Annotated in this window: 10 protein-coding genes and 2 pseudogenes; 8 read left to right on the top strand and 4 right to left on the bottom strand. The window is 63.8% G+C overall.

Translation table 11 applies throughout. The features are described from left to right. Positions 1-456 (bottom strand): annotated as a pseudogene (locus MOV74_RS19145) (MFS transporter); the annotation flags it as partial. A 181-nt stretch (positions 457-637) separates the two neighbouring features. Here MOV74_RS19145 and cyoA point away from each other — a divergent pair. The 8 genes from cyoA (at position 638) to MOV74_RS19105 (ending at position 9,092) form a co-directional block, all read left to right on the top strand. Continuing rightward, positions 638-1,798, top strand: a complete 1,161-nt coding sequence (cyoA, locus tag MOV74_RS19140; protein ID WP_246925618.1) for a ubiquinol oxidase subunit II — start codon at positions 638-640, stop codon at positions 1,796-1,798. 25 nt (positions 1,799-1,823) lie between these two features. After that, positions 1,824-3,821, top strand: coding sequence for a cytochrome o ubiquinol oxidase subunit I (gene cyoB, locus MOV74_RS19135; RefSeq protein ID WP_246925614.1), 1,998 nt, complete (start codon positions 1,824-1,826; stop codon positions 3,819-3,821). Continuing rightward, on the top strand, positions 3,822-4,451 hold the full coding sequence (gene cyoC, locus MOV74_RS19130) for a cytochrome o ubiquinol oxidase subunit III (protein ID WP_246925611.1): 630 nt from the start codon (positions 3,822-3,824) through the stop codon (positions 4,449-4,451). Beyond that, positions 4,448-4,828: a cytochrome o ubiquinol oxidase subunit IV gene (gene cyoD / locus MOV74_RS19125; protein ID WP_246925609.1), complete on the top strand. Its 381-nt coding sequence runs from the start codon at positions 4,448-4,450 to the stop codon at positions 4,826-4,828. The genes cyoC and cyoD overlap by 4 nt, the downstream gene beginning before the upstream one ends. Then, positions 4,825-5,673, top strand: a complete 849-nt coding sequence (locus tag MOV74_RS19120; protein WP_246925607.1) for an SURF1 family protein — start codon at positions 4,825-4,827, stop codon at positions 5,671-5,673. Before cyoD ends, MOV74_RS19120 begins: the two co-directional genes overlap by 4 nt. After that, entirely contained in the window at positions 5,645-7,048 is a 1,404-nt protein-coding gene (locus MOV74_RS19115; RefSeq protein WP_246925604.1) for an ATP-binding protein, read from the top strand. The genes MOV74_RS19120 and MOV74_RS19115 overlap by 29 nt, the downstream gene beginning before the upstream one ends. Further along, entirely contained in the window at positions 7,038-7,571 is a 534-nt protein-coding gene (locus MOV74_RS19110) for a response regulator transcription factor (RefSeq protein ID WP_246925595.1), read from the top strand. Before MOV74_RS19115 ends, MOV74_RS19110 begins: the two co-directional genes overlap by 11 nt. A gap of 132 nt (positions 7,572-7,703) precedes the next feature. Further along, a complete protein-coding gene (locus tag MOV74_RS19105) occupies positions 7,704-9,092 on the top strand; it encodes an adenylate/guanylate cyclase domain-containing protein (RefSeq protein ID WP_246925621.1) in 1,389 nt (462 codons plus the stop codon). A 93-nt stretch (positions 9,093-9,185) separates the two neighbouring features. Here MOV74_RS19105 and MOV74_RS19100 read toward each other — a convergent pair whose 3' ends face one another. The 3 genes and pseudogenes from MOV74_RS19100 to MOV74_RS19090 all read right to left on the bottom strand — a co-directional run. After that, positions 9,186-10,010, bottom strand: coding sequence for a CarD family transcriptional regulator (locus tag MOV74_RS19100; protein WP_246925586.1), 825 nt, complete (start codon positions 10,008-10,010; stop codon positions 9,186-9,188). Between the two features lie 344 nt (positions 10,011-10,354). Next, the gene (gene fdxA / locus MOV74_RS19095; RefSeq protein WP_246925584.1) at positions 10,355-10,693 is read right to left on the bottom strand and encodes a ferredoxin FdxA; all 339 of its coding nucleotides are present in this window, start codon (positions 10,691-10,693) and stop codon (positions 10,355-10,357) included. A 132-nt stretch (positions 10,694-10,825) separates the two neighbouring features. Continuing rightward, positions 10,826-11,089: pseudogene (locus MOV74_RS19090) on the bottom strand (RNA-binding S4 domain-containing protein); the annotation flags it as partial. Positions 11,090-11,228: the final 139 nt, after the last annotated feature.

Here is an 11,228-nt window from a genome sequence, read left to right as displayed (position 1 = left end):
CGAAGCCATGCCGTCCCATGCGCCGCCCCAGGCCAGACCCTGCGCGATGCGCGCCAGCGCCAGCAGCCAGATCGCCGCAACGCCGATGTCGTGATAGCCGGGCAGGAACGCCAGCGCGACGGTGGCGGTGCCGAGCAAAAACAGCGCCGAGATCAGCTTGGCCGTCTTGCCGTAGGCACGGTCGACCGTCATGAAAATGACGGTGCCGATCGGACGGGCCATGAAGGCCAGTGCGAAGATCATGAAGGAATAGAGCGTGCCGGTCAGCTCGCTCGCGAACGGGAACACTAGGCGCGGGAACACGATCACCGAGGCGATCGCGAAGACGAAGAAGTCGAAGAATTCCGAGGTGCGGCCGATGATGACGCCGATGGCGATCTCGCCGGGACTGGCCTGGTCGTGGCCGTGCTCGCCCGTGTGGAGGTCTGCCATTGCGGGGGTCTGTGCCGTCGCCATTCGTGCGCCCTTAACGTCCTGAAAACCAAAGCCGACCGCCCGGCGGGGCGCCAGGCGATCTGGCCCTGTCTGACCCAACATCCCGCACTGCAACATTGGACAAATTGTCCAATGTCCGGATTGCTGCGCCGCAGCTACCCGTTGGCCCCGCAAAAGAAACTCATTCTCAAAGGCTCGGCCCGTGTCTCGTCTCAAGATCCTGGCGCTACTACCTCTGGCTGCCGCGCTCAGCGGCTGCGACTACGTCGTGCTGGCACCGGCCGGCGATATCGCTGCCCAGCAGCGCGACCTCGTCATCATCTCCACCGTCCTGATGCTCCTGATCGTCGTCCCCGTGATGGCGCTGACGGTGCTGTTCGCCTGGCGCTATCGCCAGTCCAACACGGACGCCCGCTACGAGCCGGATTGGGACCACTCGACCAAGCTCGAGCTGGTGATCTGGTCGGCGCCGCTTCTGATCATCGTTTGCCTGGGCGCTCTGACCTGGATGGGCACGCATCTGCTCGACCCCTATCGCACGCTGGGCCGCATCCATGCAGACCGCGCCGTGGATCAGTCCAAGGCCCCGCTCGAGGTCGACGTCGTCGCGCTCGACTGGAAGTGGCTCTTCATCTATCCGGACTACGGCATCGCTACCGTCAACGAGCTCGCAGCTCCGGTCGATCGTCCGATCAAATTCCGCATCACGGCGTCCTCGGTGATGAACTCGTTCTACATCCCCGCGCTCGCCGGCCAGATCTACGCGATGCCGGGCATGGAGACCAAGCTCCATGCCGTCGTCAACCACGCCGGCACCTACAAGGGTTTTTCGGCGAACTACAGCGGCGCCGGCTTCTCCGGCATGCACTTCAACTTCCAGGGCCTCGACGACAAGGGCTTTGATGCCTGGATCGCCAGCGCCAAGTCCGCCGGCGGCTCGCTCGGCCGCGCCGAATATCTCCAGCTCGAAAAGCCGAGCCAGAACGAGCCGGTGCGCCGCTGGGGCACCGTCGATGCCGATCTCTACCGCCTGATCCTCAACATGTGCGTCGAGACCGGCAAGATGTGCCAGAGCGAGATGATGGCGATCGACGCCAAGGGCGGTGCCGGCCACCAGGGCCTGAACAACACGCTGCCGCTGGCCTACGACAAATACGCCCGCCGCGGCACCGCATTTGGGCCGGAGCCGAGCTTCGTCGCCGGCACCTGCACGCCGGATGCGCCGCAGGGCAAAACCACCGCTGCCATCACGGCACCCACCGACACCGCGCCGCTGCTCGGCGCCGGCCTGAAGCGGCCGTCGTTCACGCCGCTGAAGTCCTCGTCCTTCTTCCTCGGACAACGTCCCAAGTCAGACTCCTGAAGTCAGGCTCTTAAAGAGAGTTCGCATGTCTCCTGATTTTCTCAAGCTCATCTTCGGCCGGCTCGGCTTCGAATCGCTGCCGCTGCACGAGCCGATCGTCGTCGGCACCTTCGCGGTGGTCGCACTCGGCGGCGCCGCGCTGCTCGGCGGTCTCACCTATTTCCGTCTGTGGGGCTATCTCTGGCGCGAGTGGTTCACCACCGTCGATCACAAGCGCATCGGCATCATGTACATGATCCTCGGCATCGTGATGCTGCTGCGCGGTTTTGCCGACGCGCTGATGATGCGCGGCCAGCAGATGCTCGCGTTTGGCGGCTCCGAAGGCTATCTCAACGCCCACCACTACGACCAGGTCTTCACCGCCCACGGCGTGATCATGATCTTCTTCGTGGCGATGCCGCTGGTCACCGGCCTGATGAACTATGTCGTGCCGCTGCAGATCGGCGCGCGCGACGTCTCGTTCCCGTTCCTGAACAATTTCAGCTTCTGGATGACGGTCGGCGGCGCGGTGCTGGTGATGGCTTCGCTCTTCATCGGCGAGTTCGCCCGCACCGGCTGGCTGGCTTATCCGCCGCTGTCGAACATCGGCTACAGTCCCGATGTCGGCGTCGATTATTACATCTGGGCGCTGCAGGTCGCCGGCGTCGGCACGACACTATCCGGCATCAACCTGATCTGCACCATCGTCAAGCTGCGCTGCCCGGGCATGACCATGATGAAGATGCCGGTGTTCACCTGGACCTCGCTCTGCACCAACGTTCTGATCGTCGCATCCTTCCCCGTCCTGACCGTCGTGCTCGCACTGCTGTCGCTCGACCGCTATGTCGGCACCAACTTCTTCACGAACGATTTCGGCGGCAGCCCGATGATGTACGTGAACCTGATCTGGATCTGGGGCCATCCTGAAGTCTACATCCTGGTTCTCCCCGCCTTCGGCATCTTCTCTGAGGTGACCTCGACTTTCTCCGGCAAACGGCTGTTCGGCTACACCTCGATGGTCTACGCCACGGTCGTCATCACCATCCTGTCGTACCTGGTCTGGCTGCACCACTTCTTCACGATGGGGTCGGGCGCCAGCGTCAACTCGTTCTTCGGCATCACCACGATGATCATCTCGATCCCGACGGGCGCGAAGATGTTCAACTGGTTGTTCACGATGTATCGCGGCCGCATCCGCTACGAGCTGCCGATGATGTGGACGATCGCCTTCATGCTGACCTTCGTGATCGGCGGCATGACCGGCGTGCTGCTGGCGGTGCCGCCGGCCGACTTCGTGCTGCACAACAGCCTGTTCCTGATCGCGCACTTCCACAACGTGATCATCGGCGGGGTGGTGTTCGGCGCCTTTGCCGGCATCACCTACTGGTTCCCGAAGGCGTTCGGCTTCAGGCTCGATCCGTTCTGGGGCAAGCTGTCGTTCTGGTTCTGGGTCACCGGCTTCTACCTCGCCTTCATGCCGCTCTATGTGCTCGGCCTGATGGGCGTGACCCGCCGCCTGCGCGTGTTCGACGATCCGTCCCTGCAGATCTGGTTCGTCATCGCCGCGATCGGCGCCTTCCTCGTCCTTCTCGGCATCATGTGCATGCTGATGCAGTTCGCGGTCAGCTTCCTCAGGCGCGAGCAGCTCAAGGACGTCACCGGCGATCCCTGGGACGCACGCACGCTGGAATGGGCGACCTCTTCTCCGCCGCCGGACTACAACTTCGCCTTCACCCCCGTCGTTCACGACAACGACGCGTGGTGGGACATGAAGCGCCGGGGCTACCAACGTCCGCTCACCGGGTTCAGGCCGATCCACATGCCCAGCAGCACCGGCACCGGCATCATCCTCGCCGGCCTCGCCACCGCGATGGGTTTTGGCCTGATCTGGTACATCTGGTGGCTGGCCGCTGTGAGCTTCGCCGCGATGCTCGTCGTCGGCATCGGCCACACCTTCAACTATCACCGCGACTTCGACATTCCGGCTGAAGACGTCATCCGGACCGAGGACGCGCGCACCAAACTGCTCGCCGGAGCCAAGTAAATGACTGTCGCTGTCAATCCCTCACAAACCGGCGAGCCGATCTTCTACGTCGCCGAGGAGCATCCGCATCCGGAAGGCTGGAGCACCTCGCTCGGTTTCTGGATTTATCTGATGAGCGACTGCCTCATCTTCGCGATCCTGTTCGCCACTTTCGGCGTGCTCGGCGGCAATTACGCCGCCGGCCCCGCGCCGAAGGACCTGTTCGACCTGAACCTGGTCGCGGTGAACACCTCGATGCTGCTGCTGTCGTCGATCACCTACGGCTTCGCCATGCTGACGATGCAGCAGAACAAGCTCGCGCAGACCCAGGTGTGGCTGGCGATTACCGGCCTGTTCGGCCTCGCCTTCATCGGCATCGAGCTCACCGAGTTCGCCCACATGATCCATGAGGGTGCCACGCCCCAGCGCAGCGCCTTCCTGTCCGCCTTCTTCACCCTGGTTGGAACCCACGGCCTGCACGTCTCCTGCGGCCTGATCTGGCTGGTGACGTTGATGGTGCAGGTCCAGAAGTTCGGCCTGATCGAGGCCAACCGCCGCCGGCTGATGTGCCTGTCGATGTTCTGGCACTTCCTCGACGTGGTCTGGATCGGCGTTTTCACCTTCGTCTATCTCCTGGGAGTTCTGCGATGAACACCGATACTCATGCAGCTGGCGCCAACGACCATCATCACGGCGACAGCCACGCCCATGGCTCGTTCTCGACCTATATGCTGGGCTTCGTGCTCTCGGTCGTGCTCACCGCGATCCCGTTCTGGCTGGTGATGAGCGGCGCGCTGCCGAGCAAGCAGATCACTGCCCTCGTCATCATGGCCTTCGCAGTCGTGCAGATCGTCGTGCACATGATCTACTTCCTGCACATGAACACGACGTCCGAGAACGGCTGGAGCATGATGGCGCTGATCTTCACCATCGTCATGGTGGTGATCGCGCTGTCGGGCTCGCTGTGGGTGATGAGCCACCTCAACAGCAACATGATGCCGATGCACCAGATGAGCGGAATGAAGTGAGCGAGGTCAGGACCGTGACGAGCGAGGCAAAAGCGATGCGTGGCCATGCTGCGCGCCCCTCCCTGTGGCTCACGGTCCTCTCGCTCACGGCCTTCGTGGCCCTGATCGCGCTCGGCGTCTGGCAGATCGAACGCCGCGCCTGGAAGCTGGCGCTGATCGACCGCGTCGAGCAGCGCGTCCATGCCCCGGCGGCGCCGATCCCCTCGCCCGCTTCGTGGCCGTCGATCTCCGCCGCGAACGACGAATACAGGCATGTCAGCGTCACCGGCCGCTTCCTGCATGACCGCGAGACGCTGGTTCAGGCCGTCACCGAGGAAGGCCCGGGCTATTGGGTGCTGACGCCGCTTCTGCGCGACGACGGCATGCAGGTCCTGATCAACCGCGGCTTCGTGCCGTCCGAGCGGCGCGACGCATCGAGCCGCCAAAGCGGCAATCCGGACGGCCCGGTCGAGATCACCGGCCTGCTCCGCATGACCGAGCCCAAAGGCGGGTTCCTCCGAAACAACGTACCGCAGCACAACCGCTGGTACTCGCGCGACGTCGCCGCGATTGCGGCGGCACGCGGTCTCCACGAGGTCGCACCTTTCTTCGTCGATGCCGGCGCCGGATCACAAATTGCCGGCGGTCCGATCGGCGGATTGACCGTGATCCGCTTTCCCAATAACCACCTGATCTACGCGCTGACGTGGTTTGCCCTGGCCTTCATGCTGGCCGGTAAACTCTTCGTCACATTCGGCGGCGGGCCGTTCCGCCGCAGGCGCTTCGTCCACGAACCGGCCGGTGGCCTAGATGCCGCCGCGCGCAGGACGGGATCAAATGCTGGAACGATGGTCGAACAGGCCTGACGACGGGAAGACGCTTTCCCAAACACTTGCTCATGGCGGGCTGGCCGTCACGCTGCAATCGCAGGCGGATGCGCGCAGCGAGCTGATCGGTGCTGCGCCGACCGACGACGAGACCAACCGCAAGAACATGGCGCTGCTGATCCAGCTGCGCTGGACCGCGGTGGTCGGCCAGATCGTGACCATCGGCGGCGTGCATTTTGGGCTCGGCATTCCCCTGCCGTTGGAGCGGATGGGCGCGGTGATCGGCGCGCTGGTGCTGCTCAACGTCTCCAGCCTCATCTGGGTGCGCCATCGCGCCGCGATCACCAACAACGAGCTGCTGGTCGCCTTGATGCTTGATGTCGCCGCGCTGACCGCGCAGCTTTACCTCTCTGGCGGCGCCACCAATCCCTTCACCTCGCTGTTCCTGCTCCAGGTGACGCTCGGCGCGGTGCTGCTCGATGCCCGCTCGACCTGGTCGCTGGTCGCGCTGACCTGCGCGAGCTTCGTGTGGTTGACGCTGGCCTACCGCCCGCTGGAGCTGCCGCCCAACCCATTGAGCGAGACTTACACGCTCACGGTCGCCGGCATGCTGCTGGGCTTCGTGCTCAATGCCGTGCTGCTGGTCGTGTTCGTCACCCGTATCAATCGAAACCTGCGCGAGCGCGATGCGCATCTGGCGGCATTCCGCCAGCATGCCGCCGAGCAGGACCACATCGTGCGCATGGGCCTGCTCGCCTCCGGCGCGGCGCATGAACTCGGCACGCCGCTGGCCTCGCTGTCGGTGATCCTCAGCGACTGGCGCCGCATGCCGGATCTTGCCGCTGATCAGGAGCTCGCTGAGGACCTCGCGGAGATGGAAACCTCGCTGCAGCGCTGCAAGTCGATCGTCACGGGCATCCTGGTGTCGGCAGGCGAAGCGCGCGGCGAAGGCTCCTCGCCGACGACGGTGACGGCGTTCGTGACCGCGCTGGTCGACGAATGGCGTGACGCGCGTTCGGCGCGGACGCTCTACTTCGTCAATACATTCGGCACGGACGTTGCGATCGTCTCCGACATCGCGTTGAAGCAGGTCATCTTCAACGTGCTCGACAACGCCTATGAGGTCTCGCGCGAGTGGGTCGAGCTCGTGGCCGAGCGCGAGGGCGACAACCTCGTGCTGTCGATCAGCGATCGCGGCCCGGGCTTTGCGCCGGAGATGCTGGCGCAGCTCGGAAAGCCCTATCAGTCGAGCAAGGGCCGCGCCGGCGGCGGGCTCGGGCTGTTCCTGGTGGTGAACGTGGTGCGCAAGTTAGGGGGCACCGTAACCGCCGAGAATCACAGGAAGCGGGGCGCCACCGTGCGCCTGACGCTGCCGCTCGCAACGCTCGCGATCGGAGGGAATTTTGACGCCTGATCGTTCGCTCATCGTCGTCGAGGACGACGCTGGCTTTGCGCGCACGCTGAAGCGCTCGTTCGAACGCCGTGGCTATGATGTCGTGCTGGCCGCCTCGATCGAAGAGGTGCGGCAGGTGCTGGAAGAGCGTTCCTTCGGCCATGCCGTGGTCGACCTCAAGCTCGGCGGCGCCTCGGGCCTTGCCTGCGTCGAGCTCCTGCACACGCATGATCCCGACATGCTGATCGTGGTGCTGACAGGCTTTGCCAGCATCTCCACCGCCGTCGAGGCGATCAAGCTGGGGGCCTGCCACTATCTCGCAAAACCCTCGAATACCGACGACATCGAAGCCGCCTTCACCAAGGCCGAAGGGAACACCGAGGTCGCGCTGGATGCGCGGCCGACCTCGATCAAGACGCTGGAATGGGAGCGCATCCACCAGACCCTGATCGAGACGGAGTTCAACATCTCGGAGGCGGCGCGGCGGCTGGGGATGCACCGGCGCACGCTGGCGCGGAAGCTCGAGAAGCGGCCGGTGAAATAGGCAACGTCTTTCAGCGGCTAAATGCCCTGCCTGGCTGATGACCTCGCGGCCAAGCACCACTAAACTGCCGATTGCTGCGGCTCATGGCCGTCGCTTTGCTGCAAGGGTCCCAGCCAGGAGTCTCCCGTGACAATGCTCGTCGAGCGGTTCGACCTAGCTGCCGCGCTTGCGTCCGCGCGCAGCCAGCGCGACACCGAAACAGTTGAGTTCGCAGAGGCTGCGCTGGCTTCCGCCAAGCAGGAGGGTCTGCAACTCGCAGTGCGGGCGCGCTATTTCGCCCTTGCCGTCATTGGCTGCCTGCTGCTGGCTATCAACCCTGCGTGGGAGCAGCTCTACTACGTGGCGCTGCTCGGCCTGTTCGCACTGATCGGCTGGGCCCAAGTCAGGGTTGGGCGGGTGGGCGTCTCACGGTCCGAATTGGCGCTCCTGTTCTGCGATTTGGCGTTGCTCACCTTCCTCATCGTGGTCCCTAATCCATTCGGGACTACGCACTGGCCGGTCGCGATGCAGTACCATTTCGGCAACTTCGTCTATTTCTTCGTGCTGCTCGCAGGCGCCACGCTGGCCTATTCCTGGCGGACCGTAATTGCGGTCGGAGCGTGGACCGCCGCACTCTGGCTGGTCGGCATGGCCTGGGTGTGGTGGCAGCCGGATCGCGATCCTGCGCTGACGGCCCACATCGCAGCCGCAATCGGCGACGATCACCGCTTGTCCGCAATGATCTCGCCCAATGCGATCGGATTCCACGTTCGCATCCAGGAAATCGTCGTTTTCATGATCGTGGCCGTGACGTTGGCGCTCGCGGTCCGCCGCAGCAATGACCTGCTGGTCCGACATGCCGCGGTGGAGCGCGAACGCGGCAATCTGGCACGCTACTTCTCACCCAATGTCGTCGCGGAATTGTCGAAGCAAGACGAGCCGTTGAAGCAGGTGCGCACGCAAGACGCTGCGGTGCTGTTCGTCGACATCGTCGACTTCACAGCCTTTGCCGATGCGCGCACGCCGCAGGAGGTGGTGCGGACGTTGCGCGAATTCCACGGGCTGATGGAGCAGGAGGTTTTCCGCCACAGCGGCACGCTCGACAAATATCTCGGTGATGGATTGATGGCGACGTTCGGCACCCCCTTTGCCGGCGCGCACGATGCCAGCAACGCGCTGCGGTGTGCCCAGGCCATGATCGTCGTGGCGGACAGTTGGAACGGGCGACGAATGGCATTGAGGGAGCCACCGCTGCGTGTGAGTTTTGGCTTGCATTATGGGCCGGTGGTGCTCGGCGATATCGGGCAGACCTGTCTGGAATTCGCCGTGATCGGTGCCACCGTCAACGCGGCAAGCCGTCTTGAGGCGTTGACTCGCACGCTCGACTGCGCGCTGGTGGCAAGCGACGATCTCATCAGCCGCGCGAAGGCCGAGCTTGGCAGCGCAGCCGAAGCATTTCAGCCACTGATGGTACGAGAGCCGCAGGCCGTTCGCGGCATCCAGCGTCCGATCGGAATATGGACTCAGGCCCGCGGCTTGTAGCATGCCGATCGCGCTCGACGCCGCTGTCACCAGCCCAACAAAAAGCCCGGCCGCAAGGCCGGGCTTTTGATGGCTTGCGCAGAACGAAGCTGCTTACGCGGCCTCGTCGGCGACGGTGGTGCCGTCGCCATCGGTATCGTCGCTATCGCCCTCGGCATCCGTGTCGGCTTCGCCCTCGGCGGCTTCCGCCTTGGCGTTGCGGCGCGGGCTCTTGGCGAGCTGGGCTTCGATTTCCTTGACCGCTTCGGTCTCGGTCGAGTGCTGCACCACCGCGATCTCGCGGGACAGACGATCGAGCGCCGCTTCATAAAGCTGGCGTTCGCTATAGGACTGCTCCGGCTGCGAATCCGAGCGGTAGAGATCGCGCACGACTTCCGCGATCGCGACGATATCGCCCGAATTGATCTTCGCTTCGTATTCCTGGGCGCGGCGCGACCACATGGTGCGCTTGACGCGGGCGCGGCCCTTGAGCGTCTCCAGCGCCTTCTTCACCAGCGCCGGATCGGACAGCTTGCGCATGCCGACATTGGCGACCTTGGCGGTCGGAACGCGCAGCGTCATCTTGTCCTTGATGAAGTTGATGACGAACAGCTCGAGCTTCGCGCCGGCGATCTCCTGCTCCTCGATGGCCAGGATCTGGCCGACGCCGTGAGCGGGATAGACAACGAATTCGTTGGCCTTGAAGCCCTGACGCTGGGTCACGACCTTCTTTTCCTCGACCTTCGGCGCAGCAGCGTGCTTCGCGGCCGGCTTGGCAGCAGCGACAGGAGCCTTGACAGGAGCAGCAGCAACGGGAGCCTTCGGCGCGGCGGGCTTGGCAGCGGGAGCCTTTGCCACCGGAGCCTTGGCAGTCACAGGCTTGGCAGCAGGCTTAGCGGCGGTCGCTTTCGCGGCCGGTTTGGCAGTCTTGTTAGGCATTGCGCTTCTTTTGTTCTTCGAGGACTTTGCAGCCGGCGCCTTCGTCGCGGTCCGACCCTTGGATGCGCTACGGCTGGCCGCGGCGACTTTTTTGGCCTCCTTATGGGAAGCCCTCGCTGAAGTACTCTTTTTACGCGTTTTCTGTGACACAGCCTGCGCGCGGAAACTGCCACGCCCCTGTTCGACATTTGGTTTCACGGGAACCCAGAGGGGCCAACGGGGCTGACGGGGTTCGGCTTAATGTGCCCAATATAGCACATTTCCCGCAAAAATCAATGATTTAGGGGTCTTCAGGGCTGGTTTTCGGCCGCGACGCCGGTATTAGGGTTAAGTTTGGGCCTGAATTAGTCGCCGGAGCCGGGGTTCGCAGAAAAATATTTCTCGAACTTGCCTTCCATGCCGTCGAATTCCTTGGCGTCGGCGGGTGATTCTTTCTTCTGGGTGATGTTCGGCCAGCTCTTGGCGTAGTCGGCGTTGACTTGGAGCCACTTTTCCAGGCCCGGTTCCGTGTCCGGCTTGATGGCGTCGGCGGGGCATTCCGGCTCGCACACGCCGCAGTCGATGCATTCGTCGGGATGGATGACGAGCATGTTGTCACCCTCGTAGAAGCAGTCGACCGGGCAGACCTCGACGCAGTCGGTGTACTTGCACTTGATGCAGTTTTCAGTGACGACGTAAGTCATCCAACGCTCCGAAAAGCTCTTTTAAAAGTCGCGGCTTGCGTAGCGCGGATGGCCCGGCGCCGCAAGGTCGGGAAAGCCCGATCATGACACTTGTGTGCGTTTGATCGGCCAAGAAATGAATGCAATGCGCAATTAATTGCGCACACCGAGCTCTTCGTAGAGCACGCGGGCCGAGGCAGCATCGCCGCGGCGTTCGCTGAAGGCGGTGACTTTCAGAACACGCACGGTGCGATCGAGCGCGATGGTGAGAACATCGCCGATCTTGACCGCATGGCCCGGCGAGGTCTCGCGCGCGCCGTTGATGCGAACGTGGCCGGTGACCACGAGCTCGGCCGCGGAGGTGCGCGCCTTCACCACCCGCGCGTGCCACAGCCATTTGTCGAGACGCTGCCGCTCGGACGTAGGATTACTCCTTCCGACCGGACAGCTGCTCCTTCAGCGCGGCGAGCTTGGCGAAGGGCGAGTTCGGATCGGCGGGACGATCGCGCTCGCGCGGGTTCGCGCTCGAGGCGTAGGGGCGCAGCGACGGACCGCC

This window comes from Bradyrhizobium sp. SHOUNA76, from assembly GCF_023006445.1.
Taxonomy (GTDB): Bacteria; Pseudomonadota; Alphaproteobacteria; order Rhizobiales; family Xanthobacteraceae; genus Bradyrhizobium.
This window is presented reverse-complemented; position numbering and strand designations above follow the sequence as displayed.

What these genes read in the sequence shown, in the direction of transcription:
- MOV74_RS19115 (WP_246925604.1), top strand. Translation starts at nt 5,645, where the DNA reads ATGCTGGAACGATGGTCGAACAGGCCTGACGACGGGAAGACGCTTTCC.
- cyoD (WP_246925609.1), top strand. Translation starts at nt 4,448, where the DNA reads ATGAACACCGATACTCATGCAGCTGGCGCCAACGACCATCATCACGGC.
- MOV74_RS19105 (WP_246925621.1), top strand. Translation starts at nt 7,704, where the DNA reads ATGCTCGTCGAGCGGTTCGACCTAGCTGCCGCGCTTGCGTCCGCGCGC.
- MOV74_RS19100 (WP_246925586.1), bottom strand. Translation starts at nt 10,010, where the DNA reads ATGCCTAACAAGACTGCCAAACCGGCCGCGAAAGCGACCGCCGCTAAG.
- fdxA (WP_246925584.1), bottom strand. Translation starts at nt 10,693, where the DNA reads ATGACTTACGTCGTCACTGAAAACTGCATCAAGTGCAAGTACACCGAC.
- cyoC (WP_246925611.1), top strand. Translation starts at nt 3,822, where the DNA reads ATGACTGTCGCTGTCAATCCCTCACAAACCGGCGAGCCGATCTTCTAC.
- cyoB (WP_246925614.1), top strand. Translation starts at nt 1,824, where the DNA reads ATGTCTCCTGATTTTCTCAAGCTCATCTTCGGCCGGCTCGGCTTCGAA.